Source organism: Rhizobium leguminosarum (assembly GCF_001679785.1).
GTDB classification, from domain to species: domain Bacteria; phylum Pseudomonadota; class Alphaproteobacteria; order Rhizobiales; family Rhizobiaceae; genus Rhizobium; species Rhizobium leguminosarum_R.
Genome location: NZ_CP016286.1, coordinates 690,791 through 709,688, shown reverse-complemented (window position 1 = coordinate 709,688; position 18,898 = coordinate 690,791). Strand labels below are relative to the sequence as shown.

Annotated in this window: 18 protein-coding genes; 9 read left to right on the top strand and 9 right to left on the bottom strand. The window is 61.6% G+C overall.

Translation table 11 applies throughout. From position 1 onward, the window contains the following. Positions 1-41 precede the first annotated feature (41 nt). Positions 42-968 carry a Gfo/Idh/MocA family protein gene (locus tag BA011_RS03705; protein ID WP_065279484.1) on the top strand — a complete coding sequence of 309 codons (927 nt, stop codon included), beginning with the start codon at positions 42-44 and terminating at the stop codon, positions 966-968. 72 nt (positions 969-1,040) lie between these two features. Beyond that, the gene (locus BA011_RS03700) at positions 1,041-1,544 is read left to right on the top strand and encodes a hypothetical protein (RefSeq protein ID WP_065279483.1); all 504 of its coding nucleotides are present in this window, start codon (positions 1,041-1,043) and stop codon (positions 1,542-1,544) included. A 116-nt stretch (positions 1,545-1,660) separates the two neighbouring features. Here the strand turns inward: BA011_RS03700 and BA011_RS03695 are convergent, their stop codons facing one another. Together BA011_RS03695 and BA011_RS03690 are read right to left on the bottom strand one after the other, a co-directional pair. Further along, positions 1,661-2,110 (bottom strand): DNA polymerase III subunit chi, encoded by a 450-nt coding sequence (locus BA011_RS03695; protein ID WP_065279482.1) that lies wholly within the window; start codon positions 2,108-2,110, stop codon positions 1,661-1,663. Next, positions 2,110-3,600 (bottom strand): leucyl aminopeptidase, encoded by a 1,491-nt coding sequence (locus tag BA011_RS03690; protein ID WP_065279481.1) that lies wholly within the window; start codon positions 3,598-3,600, stop codon positions 2,110-2,112. The genes BA011_RS03695 and BA011_RS03690 overlap by 1 nt, the downstream gene beginning before the upstream one ends. A 144-nt stretch (positions 3,601-3,744) precedes the next feature. On the opposite strand from BA011_RS03690, the gene BA011_RS03685 reads away from it, so the two are divergent. The 7 genes from BA011_RS03685 to rsmA all read left to right on the top strand — a co-directional run bounded on the left by BA011_RS03685 (position 3,745) and on the right by rsmA (position 12,203). Then, positions 3,745-4,518 carry a phosphatase PAP2 family protein gene (locus tag BA011_RS03685; RefSeq protein ID WP_065279480.1) on the top strand — a complete coding sequence of 258 codons (774 nt, stop codon included), beginning with the start codon at positions 3,745-3,747 and terminating at the stop codon, positions 4,516-4,518. A 100-nt stretch (positions 4,519-4,618) separates the two neighbouring features. Continuing rightward, the gene (gene lptF, locus BA011_RS03680; RefSeq protein WP_065282399.1) at positions 4,619-5,800 is read left to right on the top strand and encodes an LPS export ABC transporter permease LptF; all 1,182 of its coding nucleotides are present in this window, start codon (positions 4,619-4,621) and stop codon (positions 5,798-5,800) included. After that, positions 5,797-6,885: an LPS export ABC transporter permease LptG gene (gene lptG, locus BA011_RS03675; RefSeq protein ID WP_065279479.1), complete on the top strand. Its 1,089-nt coding sequence runs from the start codon at positions 5,797-5,799 to the stop codon at positions 6,883-6,885. The genes lptF and lptG overlap by 4 nt, the downstream gene beginning before the upstream one ends. Then, a complete protein-coding gene (locus BA011_RS03670) occupies positions 6,885-9,212 on the top strand; it encodes an LPS-assembly protein LptD (RefSeq protein WP_065279478.1) in 2,328 nt (775 codons plus the stop codon). Before lptG ends, BA011_RS03670 begins: the two co-directional genes overlap by 1 nt. Before the next feature lie 184 nt (positions 9,213-9,396). Then, a complete protein-coding gene (locus BA011_RS03665; protein ID WP_065279477.1) occupies positions 9,397-10,341 on the top strand; it encodes a peptidylprolyl isomerase in 945 nt (314 codons plus the stop codon). Between the two features lie 6 nt (positions 10,342-10,347). Continuing rightward, on the top strand, positions 10,348-11,376 hold the full coding sequence (gene pdxA / locus BA011_RS03660) for a 4-hydroxythreonine-4-phosphate dehydrogenase PdxA (protein ID WP_065279476.1): 1,029 nt from the start codon (positions 10,348-10,350) through the stop codon (positions 11,374-11,376). Continuing rightward, positions 11,376-12,203 carry a 16S rRNA (adenine(1518)-N(6)/adenine(1519)-N(6))-dimethyltransferase RsmA gene (gene rsmA / locus BA011_RS03655; protein WP_017959810.1) on the top strand — a complete coding sequence of 276 codons (828 nt, stop codon included), beginning with the start codon at positions 11,376-11,378 and terminating at the stop codon, positions 12,201-12,203. The genes pdxA and rsmA overlap by 1 nt, the downstream gene beginning before the upstream one ends. 67 nt (positions 12,204-12,270) lie before the next feature. Here the strand turns inward: rsmA and gmk are convergent, their stop codons facing one another. From gmk to fabD, 7 genes are all read right to left on the bottom strand, one after another. Beyond that, positions 12,271-12,933 carry a guanylate kinase gene (gene gmk, locus BA011_RS03650; protein WP_003547062.1) on the bottom strand — a complete coding sequence of 221 codons (663 nt, stop codon included), beginning with the start codon at positions 12,931-12,933 and terminating at the stop codon, positions 12,271-12,273. Between the two features lie 3 nt (positions 12,934-12,936). Next, positions 12,937-13,824, bottom strand: coding sequence for a YicC/YloC family endoribonuclease (locus BA011_RS03645; RefSeq protein WP_065279475.1), 888 nt, complete (start codon positions 13,822-13,824; stop codon positions 12,937-12,939). 18 nt (positions 13,825-13,842) lie between these two features. Continuing rightward, a complete protein-coding gene (gene mltG / locus BA011_RS03640) occupies positions 13,843-15,060 on the bottom strand; it encodes an endolytic transglycosylase MltG (protein WP_065282398.1) in 1,218 nt (405 codons plus the stop codon). 182 nt (positions 15,061-15,242) lie between these two features. Then, positions 15,243-16,505 (bottom strand): beta-ketoacyl-ACP synthase II, encoded by a 1,263-nt coding sequence (fabF, locus tag BA011_RS03635; protein ID WP_065279474.1) that lies wholly within the window; start codon positions 16,503-16,505, stop codon positions 15,243-15,245. Positions 16,506-16,598: 93 nt separating this feature from the next. Further along, a complete protein-coding gene (locus BA011_RS03630; protein WP_003547058.1) occupies positions 16,599-16,835 on the bottom strand; it encodes an acyl carrier protein in 237 nt (78 codons plus the stop codon). A gap of 286 nt (positions 16,836-17,121) precedes the next feature. Then, positions 17,122-17,859 carry a 3-oxoacyl-[acyl-carrier-protein] reductase gene (fabG, locus tag BA011_RS03625; RefSeq protein ID WP_065279473.1) on the bottom strand — a complete coding sequence of 246 codons (738 nt, stop codon included), beginning with the start codon at positions 17,857-17,859 and terminating at the stop codon, positions 17,122-17,124. Positions 17,860-17,889: 30 nt separating this feature from the next. Beyond that, on the bottom strand, positions 17,890-18,834 hold the full coding sequence (gene fabD / locus BA011_RS03620) for an ACP S-malonyltransferase (protein ID WP_065279472.1): 945 nt from the start codon (positions 18,832-18,834) through the stop codon (positions 17,890-17,892). Between the last annotated feature and the right edge of the window lie 64 nt (positions 18,835-18,898).

Sequence of the window (18,898 nt, the reverse complement as noted above, 5' to 3'; positions counted from 1 at the left end):
GTCAATAAATCATACTTTTCATACAGGCTTGAGCAAACACCATGTCTCCTATCAACCTCGCCATCGTCGGCGTCGGCAAGATCGTCCGCGACCAGCACCTTCCCTCCATCGCCAAGAACCCGGATTTCGAACTCGTCGCCACGGCAAGCCGCCACGGCACGGTCGAAGGCGTCAAGAGTTATACGACGATCGAAGCGATGCTCGACGCCGAGCCCTCGATCGACGCCGTTTCGCTCTGCATGCCGCCGCAATATCGCTACGAGGCGGCCTATAAGGCGCTCGTCGCCGGCAAGCACGTCTTCCTGGAAAAGCCGCCCGGCGCGACGCTCAGCGAAGTGGCCGATCTCGAAGCGCTGGCGAACAAGCAGGGTGCGTCGCTCTTTGCCAGCTGGCATTCGCGCTATGCACCGGGCGTCGAGGCGGCCAAGGCGTTTCTTGTCGCGACGACGATCAAAAGCGTGCATGTGATCTGGAAGGAGGATGTTCGCCACTGGCATCCGAACCAGGACTGGATCTGGCAGGCCGGCGGCCTCGGCGTTTTCGATCCCGGCATCAACGCGCTGTCGATCGTCACCCATATCCTGCCGCGGCCGATCTTCATCACCGAGGCCGTGCTCGAATTTCCCGAGAATCGCGATGCACCGATCGCGGCCGACATTCACTTCCGCAATGCGGACGGCTTGCCGGTTCACGCCGAATTCGACTGGCGCCAGACCGGCAAGCAGAGCTGGGACATCGTCGCGGAGACGGCAGCCGGCCAGATGGTGCTCGCCGAGGGCGGCGCCAAGCTTTTGATCGACGGCGCGCTGAGATTCGCCGAGCCGGAGCAGGAATATCCCTCGCTCTACCGTCGCTTTGCCGAAATCATCAAGGCCGGCAAATCGGATGTCGATCTCGCGCCGCTGCGCCACGTCGCCGATGCCTTCATGCTCGGCAAGCGGAAATTCGTCGACGCCTTCCACGACTGAGCGTCGCAATAACGTCATAGAAACCGGCAAGATTTGCCGGCCTATGGCAATAGTGTTCGGGGGCAGCCGCTCATGAGCAACAAAATTGGCCGCAAGGGCCGATTTTTCCGCGTGTTGAAGATTGGCATCCTTGTGGTGCCGCTTCTCGGCCTTGCAGCATGTTCGGGCGAAGAGGTCGTCATGCCGCCTGATCCACCGGGCATTTCCCGATCCGAGGAATATTCCTTCGGATCGGCGACCCAGGCCCAGGATTGGCAGGCCACCCGCAAGGTGCTGGGCCAACTGGAAGGGCGGTTCGGAGAGAAGTCCATGCGTATCCTGGCGCGCAATCTTGCCAGCACCACCGACCCGCAGACCATCAAGGCTTATTATGCCGAACGCCTTGTGCATCAAGCCGGCTGGGCGGAAATGCCGGTCAGCACCTTTGCCGACAAGGCGTGGGCATTCGCTTTGGTCAGTCCGAATGGAAAGCATGTTTTGGCAGTCGAGGCGCTCGACGCATCGGAAAGTGCTGGCGGGATCGTACCCCTCAATATCCTGACAAACCTCGACGAGGATAAAGGTTCGAAACGGTAGCGGCGTTCGCTGGCGGGAGAGCGAAGCTGGATGGCTTCATGCAGCAATTCAAAGTGTTGCAGCGTCCTTTGCGGCTCTCGAAAAGACGCGCGGAGCTGCAGCGTCGTAGCGAACGCTCAGGCCTTCTTCTCCCATCGCCCTTCCGGTGTCTGCTGCCAATAGGTGAGGTTATGTCCCTCGCCTTTCAGCTTCTTCCACTGCGCACGGGCGGTGTCCAGTTGCTCCTGGTCATGACCGTCGAACATGAAGACGATGCGCTCATAGGCATCGACCGGCGGCGGCTCTGCGCCGTCGACGATGAAACGCACGGTCGCCGCATTGGCATTGTCTGGTGTCACCGTCAAAAGCACCGGCTGGCTTTCGGCGAAATCCGCCTCGTCGGTGCCGTGCGGCAGGAAGCTCTCCTCGCGGAAAGTCCAAAGATGCTGATCGAGAGCATCACGCCGCGCCGGCTCGCGCGTCTGGACGGCAACGCGCCAGCCGCGCTCGACGCTTTTGTCGATGAGCGGCGGAAGCGCGTCCTCCAGCCTGGATTCGGTCAGATGATAGAAGAGAACGTCCGTCATCAGGATTCATAATGGGCGCGAACGAGTTCGTCGAGCAGGCGCACGCCGAAGCCGGAACCCCAGGATTGATTGATCTCGTCCTGCGGCGAGCCCATCGCCGTGCCGGCAATATCGAGATGCGCCCAAGGCGTGTCCTGCACGAAGCGCTTGAGGAAATGCGCGGCCGTGATCGAGCCGGCCTGTCGCCCGCCGGTGTTCTTCATATCGGCGAACTTGCTGTCGATCAGCTTGTCGTAATCCCTGCCGAGCGGCATGCGCCAGAGTTTTTCGTTGCTCGAAAGACCGGCTGCCGTCAGTTGGGCGGAAAGCTGGTCGTCATTGGAGAATAGGCCGGCATGCACATTGCCGAGTGCGACGACGATCGCCCCGGTCAGGGTGGCGAGATTGATCATGAACTGCGGCTTGAAGCGGTCGTTGCAGTACCAGAGCGCATCGCAGAGCACGAGGCGGCCTTCGGCATCGGTGTTGATCACCTCGATCGTCTGGCCGGACATCGAGGTGACGATATCGCCCGGACGCTGGGCGTTACCGTCAGGCATGTTCTCGACCAGGCCGATGATGCCGATGGCGTTGACGGCCGCCTTGCGGGAGGCGAGCACATGCATGAGGCCGGTGACGGCTGCCGCACCGCCCATATCGCCCTTCATGTCTTCCATGCCGGCGGCCGGCTTGATCGAAATGCCGCCGGTATCGAAGACGACACCCTTGCCGATGAAGGCGACGGGGCGATCCTTGCCCTTGCCGCCCTTCCACTGCATGACCGCCAGGCGCGGCGGGCGCACGGAGCCCTGGGCGACGCCGAGAAGGGCGCCCATGCCGAGGCGGCGCATTTCGCGCTCCGTCAGGATTTCCACTTCGACGCCGAGCTTTTCCAGCTCCTTCGCCTTGGCGGCGAACTCGACGGGGCCGAGCACGTTCGGCGGTTCGTTGACGAGGTCGCGGGCAAGGTTGACACCACCGGCAATCGCTTCGGAATCGGAAAACGCCTTCTTGGCACCACCCGGAACGGCGGTGACGATCGTCACCTTGACGGATTTCGCCGGCTTCTCCTCCTCGTCACTCTTCTTCGTCTTGTAGGTATCGAAGCTATAGGCGCGCAGCAGCATGCCGAGCGCGAAATCGGCAGCTGCCCGCGCGCTGGTATCGAGGCCAGGCACGTCGATGAAGACAGCGGCCTTGTCGGTGTTCTTGATTCTCGAGGCCGCAGCACCGCCGGCCTTCAGCCAGTCATGGGCGGTGAGTTCAGCTGCCTTGCCGAGCCCGATGACGACGATGCGCTCGACGGGCGCCCCTTCGGGTGCGACAATATCGAGCCCGCTCATGGATTTCGCGGAGAATCGGGCGATCCGGGCAGCCTTGGCGATCACACCTGCCGGATCGACCGTATCGGCGCCGGCAGCGCTGTCGGCCTCCGCGGTCTTCAACAGGATCGCCAGGCCGCCATTGAGCTTTGCCGACTTCGAGAATGAAATTTCCAACTTTACTGACATGTCTTCTCCGCTGGGATTCTTTGAAATCCGTCCCTCGCGGATAATTTCGCGTTTGGCGGGTCTGTCAATGGCTTGCGACAATTGTTATGGTCGCCCGCAGCTATCAGGGCTCCCTTGTTTTCGTCAGTTTTGTAGATATTCGCGTTGACAGTTTTTTCGAAAAATCGATGGCGGGGCCTGGCAATCCGCCTGCCGAAAACGACTTTCGGCGCATTCATGCTGCTGTTTTGGATGTGGTGGGCGCTGCTTGCCGTCTTCCGCGCCTTTCCCGGAATAGACATCTATTTTTCCCAGCTTTTTTTCGTGGGCGCAGATTGCGACGCGACGGCTGCTGCCGGGAGCATCTGCGGCGGCTTTCCCTATCGCGACGTCGCGACCTTCGACCTGCTGCGCACTCTATTCTTCCGCCTGCCCTATGTGGTGGCGATCGTGATGCTGTGGAAACTCGTCGAATGCTACCAGCAGCATGGCGCGACCTTCAACGCCCAGCGCGCGCAAAAGCTCAAAGTCGCGCTTGGAACGCTGCTGATCGGGCCGGTGCTGCTCGTCAATGTCGTCCTGAAGGAACATTGGGGCCGGCCGCGGCCGATACAGACGGACATTTTCGGCGGTGCGCTGCATTTCGTCGAGGCAGGTTCGCTTGCCGGAAAATGCGTTTCGAACTGCTCGTTCGTCTCCGGCGAGGCGGCGAGTGCCGGCTGGCTCTTCTGCCTCCTGCTCTTCGTGCCGAAATCCCTGCGTTATGCGGTGGCGGCACCCCTGGCAGCGATCTCGATCCTCACCCCGGCGATGCGGCTATCCTTCGGCGCACACTATCTTTCCGACGTCGTTCTTGGATGGCTTTCTTCGCTTGTCGTCTTCGCCGCATTGCTGGCGTTAACTGAGTCGCAACAGCAGCAAAAAAATTCTGAAATTTGAATGAATTTTTGACACCAGCTTGTCGCAAAAGCGCGACAAAGAGCGTAGAGGGATTCTCCTGCAAGGCCGTTTGGGCGTGCAGGTGCTTTCAAGGGCAGGCATGAAACTACTCGAGACATACATATTGCGGCGCGTCGGCCAGATGTTTCTCGTGGCGCTCCTGCCGGTTCTGGCGATCATTTGGACGACTCAGGTTCTGCAGCGCATCAATCTGGTCACCGACAGCGGCCAGTCGATCGGCTCGTTCGCCAAGCTGGCGACGATGATCCTGCCGTCGATCATTCCTGTCGTGCTGCCCTTCGCTCTCGTTATCGCGATCACCCAGACGCTGACGACGATGAACAATGATTCCGAGCTCACCGTCATCGACGCGGCCGGGGCGCGGCGCAGCGTGCTGATCCGCCCGATCCTGCTGCTTGCCGCCGTCATCAGCGTCTTTTCCTTCTTCGTCGACAACGTCGTCGAGCCGCGCGCAAAGACCGTCGTGCGCCAGATGATCGCAGAGACCTATGCTGACCTCCTCTCTTCGGTGATCGAAGAAAAGACCTTCCGCAAGCTCGACGAAGGCCTCTATGTACAGATCTCGCAGCGGATGGCGGGCCGCATGCTGAAGGGCCTGTTCGTCGCCGACGAGCGCGACCCGGCCTATGAACTGATCTATTATGCCAAGGAAGGCGCCGTCGACGACACGGGCACGACGCTGATCATGCATCAAGGCGAGGTGCATCGCAAAACACCCGATGGCAACGTCTCGGTCATCAATTTCGATTCCTATTCCTTCGACCTATCGGACATGACGGAGAATCGCGGACAGGCGACGCTGCGCGCCAGCGACCGTGACCTGTGGTTCCTGTTCAATCCGGATCCGGCCGACAAGGACTTTACGATCCGGCCGCAAAGCTACCGCGCCGAACTGCATCGGCGGCTGACCGACTGGATTCTGCCTGTCGTCTTTGCACTGTTTTCACTGGCGATCGCCGGCGATGCGCGCTCGCACCGCGAAGCGCGGCTGCATCCGATGGTGAGCGCTCTCGCCTATGCCTTCGCGATGCGATGGGCGGCCTTCTACGCGGCCAATCAGATCGATACCGACCCTGAATATATCGCCGTCCTCTACGCCATCCCGATTGTCAGCAGCGTCGTCTCGATCGTCTTCCTCGGCCTGCACAAACGACTGGTCATGCCTTCGTTCATCCGGGACCGGATTTCGTCTTTCTGGAGACGGATGCAGGAAAGGCTGCTTGCCGCAGCCGGCAGGACCGGCGGGGGCACCGCCCAATGATGTTCGGGACATTGTCGCGTTATTTCTTTCGCCGCTATCTGGTGACGACGGGCTGGTTCCTGATCGGCGTCTCGGGGATTTCTTTCCTCCTCGATTTCAGCGAGACGGCGGGCCGCATGTCCGGCCTTCCCGGCTACACGATCGGCGGCGGCGTCTTGATGACCGCCGTGCGCCTCCCGCTCATCCTGCAGCAGACTGTGCCATTCATCGCACTGTTTGTCGGCATGACGGTGCTGATCGGCCTCAACCGCAAATATGAACTCGTCGTCACGCGCGCCGCCGGCATTTCGGTCTGGCAGTTCATGTTCCCCTTCATCGCCGGCTCGCTGGCGCTCGGCCTGCTGACGATGGTAGCGCTCAACCCGCTTGCCGCCTGGGGACAGCGCCAGGCGCTGCTGGTCGAATCCGACTGGCGCGGCGAGAACGCGGTTCTGCGCAAGGCGCCGCAGATTCCGTGGCTGCGCCAGATCAGTGGCCGGGACGATGTCATCATCGGCGCCCAGACGGTCCAGGAGAACGGAACCAAGCTGATCGACGCGGTGCTGATCCATTTCGATTCAAGTGGTCAGGTCATTCTGAGACAGGACGCCGCCACGGCAAAATTGGAAGATGGTTACTGGCAACTTAACACCGTAGTGGAGCGCAAGCCTGGCGAAATCCCCGTGCGTAAAGCTTCGGTTCAACTTCGCACCAATCTGAAACAGGACTTCGTCCAGGAGCGGCTGACAGCGCCGGAAACAATTGGTTTCTTTGACCTTTCCAACCGAATTGCGGCAGCCAAATCCTTCGGCATTTCGACCAAGGCGCTGGAGACGCAATTCAACTCCCTGTTGTCCCAGCCATTGCTGCTGGTGGCCATGACTTTCATAGCCGCAACAGTGTCCCTAAAATTTAGCCGGTTCAACCAATCCCGCTCCGTGATTCTGGGTGGCATCCTCTCGGGCTTCATGCTTTATGTCGTCACCGTGCTTGTAAAGGCATTCGGAAGCAGTGGAGTCGTGCCCCCCTTCGTGGCGACGTGGATACCGGTGGTCGTCGCGCTGGCCTTGGGTGCGACTATTCTGCTTCATCAGGAGGACGGCTAGTGGCGGCAGGCGACCGCAAGTATTTTAGTAATCAGCTGGTTGCCCTGCTTGTCGGCGCGACTCTATGTTCCTATTTCGGCAGTGTCCCAGCCTCCTACGGCCAGGCCAACACGTCCGCTCAAGATATCGGGAAGAACATTCCGGAAGGAGCCAAGCTCCTGCTTTCGGCCAATGAACTGGTCTATAACCGTGACGCCGATCTGGTGTCGGCGGTCGGCGGCGTGCAGATCAACTATGGCGGCTATAAAATGGTCGCGCAGAAGGTCGAGTACAATCAGAAGACCGGCCGGATGATGGCGCTTGGCAATGTCGAGCTGGTCAGCCCGGACGGCAACCGCATCTATGCCGACAACCTCGACGTGACCGACAATTTCGCCGACGGGTTCCTGAACTCGTTGCGCATCGAGACCGCCGACAATACCCGCATCGTCGCCGAAAGCGGCGAGCGCGTCGGCGGCACGAAGATGATTCTCAACAAGGGCGTCTACACGGCCTGCCTTCCCTGCGCCGAAGATCCGAAGCGCGCCCCCTTCTGGCAGGTCAAGGCCCAGCGGGTGATCCAGAATGGCGAGACGCATACGATCCGTCTGGAGAGAGCGCGCTTCGAGCTGCTCGGCCATCCGATCGCCTTCCTGCCGTTCATCGAAGTTCCCGACAATACGGTGAAACGCAAGTCCGGCTTTCTGTTTCCGACGATGAGCCTGTCGCAGAATCTCGGCTTCGGTCTTTCCGTTCCTTATTACTATGTGATCTCGCCGAGCATGGACGCGACGGTCACCGCCACCGGCTACACCGCCCAGGGCTTCCTCATCGAAGGCGAATTTCGCCAACGCTTCGAAAATGGCACGCATATTCTGCGCGTCGCCGGCATCGACCAGGCAAAACCGGGCAACTTCAGCTCCGGCACCAGCGATGCCGAAGCCGAGCAACGTGGCATGGTGGCTTCCAAGGCCGAATTCCGCATCAATCCGCGCTGGACGTTCGGCTGGGACGTCATGACGCAGAGCGACAACAATTTCTCAAAAACGTACAAGCTGCGGGGCCTGACCGGTACGGATCGTACCAACCAGATCTACCTGACGGGGCTCGGGAAACGCAATTATTTCGACATGCGGGCGTTCTATTTCGACGTCCAGGATGCCGATCGGACGAATACCGCCGAAAAGCAGCAGGCGATCGTCTATCCGTCGCTCGACTATCACTATGTGGCGCCGCAGCCGCTTGCCGGCGGCGAGCTTTCGGCGGATGTCAACCTGACGAATATTTCGCGCACACATGACGACTTCTATACCGTCGACGGCTTCGACCGTTTCCGCGGCCTGAAAGGCCAGATTTCGCGTCTGACTGCCGAGCTGCAGTGGAAGCGCACCTACGTCACGCCGACCGGCCTGGTGATCACACCGCTGCTGGCCGCGCGCGGCGATGCCTTCGCGCTGAACATGGATGATCCGACCGGCTACACCGGCAACTACGTCGACGGCAATTCTGCTACCCGCTCGATGTTCACAGCCGGTCTGGAGATGCGTTATCCTATCCTGATGACGACGGCTAACAGCACCCATATCCTCGAGCCGATCGCGCAGATCTATGCCCGCCCCGACGAGCAACTGGCAGGCCGCCTGCCGAACGAGGATGCGCAAAGCTTCGTCTTCGACGCCACCTCGCTGTTCGACCGCGACAAGTTCTCGGGCTACGACCGGGTCGAAGGCGGCACCCGCGCCAATATCGGCGTTCAGTACACCGGTACATTCGACAGCGGTTACAAGCTGCACGGCATTTTCGGCCAGTCCTATCAGATCGCCGGCCAGAACTCGTTTGCGACCGATGACCTCGTCAATGTCGGCGCGGATTCGGGCCTTGAAACCGACCGCTCCGATTATGTCGGCCTTGGCGGCGTCGAAACACCGTACGGCGTTTCCGTCGCAGCCTCCTACCGGCTCGACGAAAAAGATTTCGAATTCCGCCGCGGCGATCTGACGACGGCCTACCAGAACGACACCTTCGCGACGCAGCTGACCTACACCCATCTCAGCGCCCAGCCGGCATATGGCTTTGCCGAGGACAATGACGAGATCCAAACGAACAGCAGCGTCAAGTTCAAGGATTACTGGTCGATTTTCGGTGGCATTGCCTGGGATCTGAACAATGATGTGATCAGCCGGCGGACGGTTGGCCTCTCTTATGAGGACGAATGCACGATCTTCACGATCGCCTATACGGACAGCAGAGATTCCGACGACGAGTCGGGAAGCGACTGGACGATCGGCGCACGGCTGACCTTCCGCACGCTCGGCGACATCAAGATCGGCTCCGACACCCTCGAATGACGGGCGATCGGCGCAAACATGGCCTGAAGCCATTCTTTCGCCGTAAGCCTGTGCAGGACATTGCCGCCAGTCGGTATCTGAGGCATAGGAGTTTCGCGCCGTGACGGAAGCGATTTCAGCGTGTCTCGCACTGTGGTAAGAACGCCGCGAACAACGTCTCGCGGCGCTATCGGGAGGTCAACAGATGATTGACGCGAAAAAAGCCATAACCAAATTCCTCGCCGCGGCAGCTCTTGCATTGCTGACAGGTTTTGCCGGTCCAGCGCTTGCAGCAAGCGAAGTCAAAGCCGTGGTGAACGGCACCGCCATCACCAGCGGCGACGTCGCCAAGCGCCAAGCCTTCCTGCGCCTGCAGCGTACGAAGGCCGATGCCAAGACCGCCGAGGAGCAACTGATCGACGAGGCGCTCAAGCGGCAGGAAGTCGCTCGCGTCCGTATGTCGGTGTCGCAGCAGGACGTCGATGCTTCTTTCGCGCGCTTTTCGAGCGGCAACAAGCTTTCCCCCGAGCAGATGTCGCAGATCCTCGATCGCGCCGGCGTCGGCGTCGATCATTTCAAGGGTTTCATCGCCGTGCAGATGAGCTGGCCGCGTGTCGTCAACGCCCGCTACGGCTCGACCTCGCGGCTGTCGAACTATGATCTCGTCTCGCGCATGATGCAGAACAACAAGCAGAAGCCGGTGACGACGGAATATATGCTGCAGCAGATCATCTTCGTCATTCCGCAAGCCAAGCGCGGCGCCATCACCGGCAAGCGCAAGGGCGAGGCCGAGGCGTCGCGCTCCAAATTTCCAGGCTGCGATCAGGCAAAGGTGTTTGCTGCGACGATGCGCGACGTTTCCGTGCGCGATCTCGGCCGACTGCTCGCCCCCGAGATCCCGCCGGATTGGAAGCCGCTGGTCGAGCAGGCCAAGGGCAACACGACAGGGACCCGCGTCACCGACAAGGGCGTCGAGTATCTGGCAATCTGCAGCCAGCGGCAGGTTTCCGACGACCAGGCCGCCGAAATGGTCTTCCGCCAGGAAGATCTCGACAAGTCCAAGGCCGGCAAGGATGCCAGCCCGGAAAACGAAAACAGCAAGAAATACCTGGATGAACTGCGCAAAAAGGCGCAGATCGCCTATCGCTGACCGACAATGGCGATACCGTTTTCGCGACCGCTTGCGCTGAGCCAGGGCGACCCCGCCGGCATCGGGCCGGATATTACTCTGATGGCTTGGCTCCGGCGGCGAGAACTCGGGTTGCCGCCTTTCTTCCTGATTGGCGACCCCGACGTTCTGGCGTTGAGAGCCCGCCAGCTCAATCTGGCGGTCTCGATCCGCGAGACCGATGAAGCCAGCAAAGCCGCCGGCATGTTTGCCGATGCGCTGCCCGTCATGACCATATCGGCTAGTATCGAGGTCGTGGCCGGCGAACCGCATGCGGCAACGGCGAAAGGCACGATCGCGTCGATCGAGAAAGCCGTGTCGCTTGTCATTGACGGCGAGGCGCTCGCAGTCGTTACCAATCCGATCGCCAAGGCCGTGCTTTACGAAGCGGGTTTCCGGTTTCCCGGCCATACCGAATTTCTCGCCGATCTCGCCGCCAGGGCGACCGGCCGGCCGGTAACACCGGTAATGATGCTGTCCGGACCGAAGCTCCGGGCCATTCCCGTCACCATCCATATTCCGGTCCGCGACGTGCCGCAGGCGCTGACGGGCGAACTGATCGCGGAAACCTGCAGGATCGCCCATGAAGATCTGAGGCAGCGCTTCGGCATCGAGGCGCCGCGGCTCGCCGTTGCCGGCCTCAACCCGCATGCGGGCGAAGGCGGGGCGATCGGCACGGAGGACGAGGACGTCATCCGTCCGGCGATCGAGCGCCTGCGCGACGAGGGCATCGATGCGATCGGCCCCCTGCCCGCCGATACGATGTTCCATGACGAGGCGCGGGCGCGATACGACGTTGCCATCTGCATGTATCACGATCAGGCGCTGATCCCGGCCAAGGCACTTGGTTTCGACGACAGCGTCAACGTGACGCTCGGGCTTCCCTTCGTGCGCACCTCGCCGGATCACGGCACCGCTTTCGGCATTGCCGGCAAGGGACTGGCGCGCGAGGACAGCCTCGTTGCGGCGCTGAAGCTCGCCGCCCAGCTCGGCCGCAGCGCGGAAAGCCGCCGCTGATGGCAGCACTCGATGGCCTGCCGCCGCTTCGCGACGTCATCCAGCGTCACGGCCTCGATGCACGCAAGGCGCTCGGGCAAAATTTCCTGCTCGACCTCAACCTCACGCAGAAGATCGCCCGCACGGCGGGGGCGCTCGAAGATGCGACCGTTTTCGAGGTCGGCCCCGGCCCCGGCGGACTGACGCGCGCGATCCTGGCGCTCGGCGCCAGGAAGGTTATCGCCATCGAGCGGGATACACGCTGCCTGCCGGCACTTGCCGAGATCGCCGATCATTATCCCGGCCGGCTGGAGGTGATCGAAGGTGATGCGCTGAAGACGGATTTCGAGACATTGGCGCCGGAAGGCCCGATCAAGATCATCGCCAACCTGCCCTACAATGTCGGCACGCAGTTGTTGGTCAACTGGCTGCTGCCGAAAGCCTGGCCGCCGTTCTGGCAGTCGCTGACGCTGATGTTTCAGAAGGAAGTCGGCGAGCGTATCGTCGCCAACGAAGACGACGATCATTACGGCCGTCTCGGCGTGCTCTGCGGCTGGCGGACGGAGGCACGCATGGCCTTCGACGTGCCGCCGCAAGCCTTCACGCCGCCACCAAAGGTGACGTCGACGGTCGTGCAACTGACCCCCCGCGATAACCCGATCCCCTGCGCTGTCGGCAATCTGGAAAAGGTGACACAGGCGGCCTTCGGCCAGCGCCGCAAGATGCTGCGCCAAAGCCTGAAATCGCTCGGCGGCGAGAGCCTGCTCGTCAAGGCCGGAATCGATCCGGCGCGTCGGGCGGAAACCCTGTCCGTCGAGGAGTTCTGTCTGCTGGCGAACAGCCTCTAAAGCGCGTCGCAATCTTTCAGATTTGGTGTCTCATCACGAAATCGCGCAGACTTTTCGGCATCACGCTTTAAAGCGACGGCGTCTCTTCCAGCAACTCGCGGACGAAGTCGAACATGCCATGGCGGCGGTCGCGGCGCAGGCGTTCGGCCTTGACGATCGACTGGACGGCGTCGAGGGCGGCGTTGAGATCGTCATTGACGATGACATAGTCGTATTCGCGCCAGTGGGCGATCTCGGCGCGGCTGTTGGCGAGGCGCGTCTGGATGACCTCCTCGGAATCCTCGGCACGGCGGTGCAGCCGCGACTGGAGCTCGGTCATGGTCGGCGGCAGCACGAAGATCGAGACGACGTCGGCCGACATCTTCTCCTGCAATTGCTGGGCGCCCTGCCAATCGATGTCGAAGAGCATGTCGCGGCCTTCGCCCATGGCCTGCTCGACGGGCTCACGCGGCGTGCCGTAGAAATTGCCATGCACCTCGGCCCATTCGAGCAGCGCGTCGCTATCGCGCAACCGCTCAAACTCGCGCACACTCTTGAAGTGGTAATGCACATCCTCGACTTCGCTCGGGCGGCGCTGGCGCGTGGTGACGCTGACGGAAAGGCCGATTTGCCTATCGGTCTCCAGCAGCGTGCGCGCGATGGTGGACTTGCCGGCGCCTGATGGCGACGAGATGACAAGCATCAAACCGCGGCGGGCGATCTGCACGGGCGAGGATTTCGCCGGTTTCATGTCTTACTCCAAATTCTGGACCTGCTCACGGAACTGGTCGATCACGACTTTCAGCTCGATGCCGGCGGCGGTGACCGCCGAGGCATTCGACTTCGAGCAGATGGTATTCGATTCGCGGTTAAATTCCTGTGCAAGGAAGTCCAGTCGGCGCCCGGCGGGGCCACCTTTCACCAGGAGATCGCGCGCTGCGGCGATATGAGCCTTCAGACGATCGATTTCCTCGCGCAGATCCGCCTTGGTCGCCAGTAGCGCGGCTTCGGCATGCAGCCTGTCGCGGTCGAGCGCGGCCATGCCGTCCATCAACAAGGCGACCTGCGCGGCAAGCCGCGCGGCGATCTCCTGCGGCGAGCGCGATGGATCGGCCTCGATCGTCCGCGTGAGGCCTTCGATCGTCGTGACGTGATCGTGAAGAATGCGGGCCAGTGCCGCCCCTTCCTGTTCGCGCATCGCTCTCAGATCGGCAAGCGCGGCCAGCAGGCCGGCAGCGATGTCGGCGTCACGGGCGGCAAGCGCCTCCTCGCCATCCTCGCTTTCGCGGAATTCGACGATGCCGCGCACCAGCAGCAGCGTATCGAGCTTCAGCGGCGCCGGATCGATGACACCGTCCAGTTGCTCGCGCATGGCCAGCACGGCGGCAAGCGCTTGCTTGTTCAGCACCGCCTCGAAACGGTTCTCGTCGGCGGTGACGGATAGCGATGCCTGCAGGTTGCCTCGGCTGAAGCTTTCTCCGGCGAGGCGGCGGACCTCTGACTCCATGCGTTCGAGACCGGGCGGCAGGCGCAGGCGCAGGTCAAGGCCCTTGCCGTTGACCGAGCGCAGTTCCCATGCCCAGCGCCAGCGGCCGCTCGTTCCCTCGCGCCGCGCAAAACCGGTCATGGACTGCAAAGCCATGCGAGCCTCCCGAAAGTCTCAGTTGATCTTCTTTTTCTTCGGCGGCGCGACGGTCGCGCCATTATCCGCCGGCTGCTCTTCCGGTTGGCCGTCGACAGCGATGTTCGGGTCCGAACCCTTGTCGGCTTCGAGCTTGCGCCAGCGCTTGACGTTGGCATTGTGCTCCTCGAGCGTCGCAGAGAAAACATGGCCACCGGAGCCGTCGGCGACGAAATAGAGATCCTGCGTCTTCCAGGGATTGGCGACGGCTTCCAGCGCATCCTTGCCGGGATTGGCGATCGGCGTCGGCGGCAGACCCTTGATGACATAGGTGTTGTAAGGTGTGTCCCGCTTCAGGTCCGACTGGTAGATCGGCCGGTCGGCCGGTTTACCCTCGCCGCCGAAGAGGCCGTAGATGATCGTTGGGTCGGACTGCAGGCGCATGCCCTTGCTGAGCCGGTTCAGGAAAACGGAGGCAACATGAGCACGCTCGTCGGGAACCCCGGTTTCCTTTTCGACGATCGAGGCGAGTGTCACGAACTCCTCCTTGGATCGCAGCGGCAGCGACGAGTCACGCTTGTCCCAGATCTGATCGACGAGCTTCTGCTGCGCAGCCGCCATCTGTTCGATGATTTCCGAGCGCTTGGTGCCGCGCGAGAATTTGTAGGTATCCGGACGCAGGCTGCCCTCGGTCGGCAATGCCGCCGGCAAGTCGCCCTCCAGCACGGTATCCTGCAGCATGCGGTCGAACATCTGGCGGACCGTCAGGCCCTCGGGGAAGGAAACGGAATAGAGAATGGACTTGCCCGATTTCAGCAGCTCCATGATATCCCTCATGGAGGCCCTCGCCTTGATCTCGTATTCACCCGCCTTCAGGCTCTCACCGGCAGAAAGATGCGTTGCCGTGAGATAGCGGAAGATGCGGGCATCGCTAATGATCGCGTTGCGCTCGAGGTTCGAGGCGATTTCGGTCAGACCAGCGCCGTTGCGGACGATGAAATTGGTGTTGGTCTGCAGCGGGCCCGGGTTCCGATAGGTCGATGTGGCATAGTAGAAGCCGATGACGGCGACGACACAGACCAGAACCGCCATCGTCATGATGAAGTTCAGGAAAAGAACGACCTGGCCGCGGGCTTTCTTGGACCGCTTCGGCGGCTCCGGAACGCGCTCCGGACGCAGGGCTTCGCTGGGCGACTTCGGGATAATCGGTCCCTTCTGCGCCTGGGTATCGTTGCTCTGGTTCGTCGTATCGCTCACCGGCAATCCTCTAAAACTTGACCCTCACTTCGCTATTTCGCGAAGCAATGCGGCAAAAGCAGGTTCTGCCGCCGTTCAACGACGCCGCTGCCGGTCGTTATGCTTTCGCACGCCCTCCTACGCAACGGAGAGGACGGCCGGTTGCGGTGCATGGGAGAACCATTACACCGCTTGCAGCACTCTTATTGCGCGTAACGGCGCAGTACGAGCGACGCGTTCGTGCCGCCGAATCCGAATGAGTTGGACAGCGCCACATTGATGTCTCGCTCACGCGCCTTGTGCGGAACAAGATCGATCGCCGTCTCCCGTTCGGGATTGTCGAGATTGAGCGTCGGCGGCGCGATGTTGTCGCGGATCGCAAGCGTGGCGAAAATCGCCTCGATGGCACCGGCGGCGCCGAGAAGGTGTCCTGTCGCCGACTTGGTCGAGGACATGGAGATCTTCGACGCCGCATTGCCGACCAGCCGCTCGACGGCGCCGAGTTCGATCGTATCAGCCATGGTCGAAGTGCCGTGGGCATTGATGTAGTCGATATCGGCGGGCGTCAGCCCGGCGCGTTTCAGCGCCATCGCCATGCAGCGGCCAGCGCCCTCGCCGTCTTCGGAGGGCGCGGTGATGTGATAAGCGTCGCCCGACAGGCCGTAGCCGACGATTTCGGCGTAGATCCTGGCGCCGCGCGCCTTGGCGTGTTCCAGTTCCTCGAGCACGACGATGCCGGCACCTTCGCCCATGACGAAGCCGTCGCGGTCGCGATCATAGGGACGCGACGCCTTCTGCGGATCGTCGTTGTGCTGGGTCGACAGCGCCTTGCAGGCGGCAAAACCTGCAAGCGAAATGCGGCTGACGGGGGATTCCGTGCCGCCGGCGACCATGACGTCGGCATCACCAAGCGCGATCAGCCGCGCGGCATCGCCGATCGCATGCGCGCCCGTCGAGCAGGCGGTGACGACCGAATGATTGGGTCCGCGCAGCTTGTGGCGGATCGAGACCTGGCCGGAGACGAGGTTGATCAGGCGGCCGGGAATGAAGAAGGGGGAGATGCGGCGCGGGCCCTTGTCGCGCAGGGTGTAACCCGCCTCGACGATGCCTTCGATGCCGCCGATGCCGGAGCCGATCAGCACGCCGGTGGCGATCTGGTCCTCATCGGTTTCAGGATGCCAGCCGGCATCGGCAAGCGCCATGTCGGCGGCGGCCATGCCGTAGATGATGAAGGGATCGACCTTGCGCTGCTCCTTCGGCTCCATCCACTGATCGACATTGAAGGTGCCGTCGGTGCCGTCACCGATAGGAATACGGCAGGCGATTTTGGCGGGAAGGTCATCGACCTCGAATTCGGTGACGAGGCGGGCGCCGTTCTGACCGGCAAGCAGCCGGGACCACGTCACCTCGGTTCCGCATCCCAAGGGTGATACCATGCCGGTACCGGTGATGACGACACGTCTCATCGCGTGCTTTCCCCCGTCTCTTATGTTCTATGGAGAAATATGCCGAAAAGAAAAGGGCGGACTCCAGGCCCGCCCTTTCTCAAATTCACAGGATCAGGCCTGGGCCTTCTCAATAAACTTCACTGCATCGCCGACCGTCAGGATCGAGTCGGCAGCGTCGTCAGGAATTTCAACGCCGAATTCTTCTTCGAAAGCCATGACAAGTTCGACCGTGTCGAGCGAGTCAGCGCCCAGATCGTCGATAAAGCTGGCGCTCTCGACGACCTTGTCGGCGTCGACGCCAAGATGATCAATAACAATTTTCTTTACGCGTTCTGCGATATCGCTCATGTCGGTTTCCTCGACCTTATGTCCTGATCGGAATGCCATCGCGGCACCCCTACCCTGTTTCAGCCTGCGATGTTTTCAGACATCCTCGGCAAACTCGTTTACCCGGCTTCAGAGATGTCCCAGGCTTGCGAAAAGCCCGCCGGTCCGTCTGCTTTCTCGGGACGACTGTTCACAGTCATGGCCCGCTTAACATGCTTTATGTCTGCCGCAAAGCCAGAAAATCAACGGTTCGTGATTGCTCAACATGCTATTGGCGGAATTATTCACACGCCAACAGTTTGTCGTTTCAGATCATCGCCATGCCGCCGTTTACGTGCAGCGTCTGGCCCGTCATATAAGCAGCCTCGGAGGACGCAAGGTAAGCGACCGCCGAAGCCACCTCGCCGCCCGTGCCCATGCGCTTCATCGGGATCGCTCCCATGATCGCTTCCTTCTGCTTGTCGTTCAGCTTGCCGGTCATGGCGCTCTCGATGAAGCCCGGTGCGACGCAATTGACCGTCACGTTGCGGGTGGCAATCTCCTGCGCCAGGGACTTGGTGAAGCCGATCATACCGGCCTTGGAGGCGCAGTAATTGGCCTGGCCCGAATTGCCGGTGACGCCGACGATGGAGGTGATGTTGATGATGCGGCCATAGCGGCGGCGCATCATCGGATGCGTCAATTCGCGCGTCAGGCGGAAGGTCGATGTCAGATTCACTTCGAGGACGCTGTCCCAGTCCTCGTCGCTCATGCGCACGAACAGCCCGTCGCGGGTGATGCCGGCATTGTTGACAAGGATGTCGACGCCTTCGAGGTCGACCTCGGCCTTCTGGCCGAGCGCCTTGACCTCATCGCGGTTTGAGAGGTTCGCCGGGAAGATCTTGACGCGCTCGCCGAGATCGGCGGCCAGCGCTTCCAGCTTCTCGACGCGGGTGCCATGCAGGCCGACGATGGCGCCCTGCTTATGAAGAAGGCGGGCGATTTCCTCGCCGATACCGCCCGATGCGCCGGTGACGAGAGCCTTGCGGCCGGAAAGATCGAACATGGAAACGTTCCTTATATCTGGAGATACCAATCAGGCCATGAGGGCGGCGACGGCCGCGTCGATATCCGCCGGACCGTTGACGGAGATGCCGTTGATCGTCTTGTCAATGCGGCGGGCAAGGCCGGTCAGCACCTTGCCGGAACCGAGTTCATAAAGCGTCGTCACGCCATTTCCGGCGAACCATTCCACCGTCTCGCGCCAGCGGACCTGACCGGTCACCTGCTCGACCAGCAGGCTGGCGATCTCGTCGGCGCCGGTCACCGGGGCGGCACGGACATTGGCGATGAGAGGCACGACGGGGTCGAACTTGGCGACCGTTGCAAGCGCTTCGCGCATGGCGTCGGCGGCGGGCGCCATTAGTGTGGAATGGAAGGGAGCGGAGACCGGCAGCAGAATGGCGCGCTTGGCGCCCTTGTCGGTCGCAAGGGCGGCCGCCTTTTCGACGGCTGCCTTCTCGCCCGAGATGACGATCTGGCCGCCGCCATTGTCGTTGGCGATCTGGCAGGCGCCAACGGCGGCCACTGCCTCACAGACGGCAACGACGTCGGCATGTTCGAGGCCGATGATCGCGGCCATGGCGCCGACGCCGACGGGAACGGCCGCCTGCATGGCGTTGCCGCGGATGCGCAACAGCCGCGCGGTGTCGGCGAGCGAAAAGGTGCCGGCGGCGCAAAGCGCCGAATATTCGCCGAGCGAGTGGCCGGCGACGTAGGCGACCTTGGACTTCAGATCCAGCCCCTTGGCCTCCAATACGCGGACGGCGGCGATCGAGACGGCCATCAGCGCCGGCTGGGCGTTCGCAGTCAAGGTCAACGTATCCTCGGGACCGTTGAACATGACGTCCGAAAGCTTTTCACCGAGCGCCTCATCGATTTCTTGGAAAACGGCGCGGGCTTCCGCGAAATTCTCGGCGAGGTCCTTGCCCATGCCGACGGCCTGACTGCCCTGACCGGGAAAAGTGAAAGCAATGGTCATTCTCATGTCCCTGGCTGATGCCCTGATTGCGCCCTTTAAGGCTGTTTTGCCTCCAATTGACATT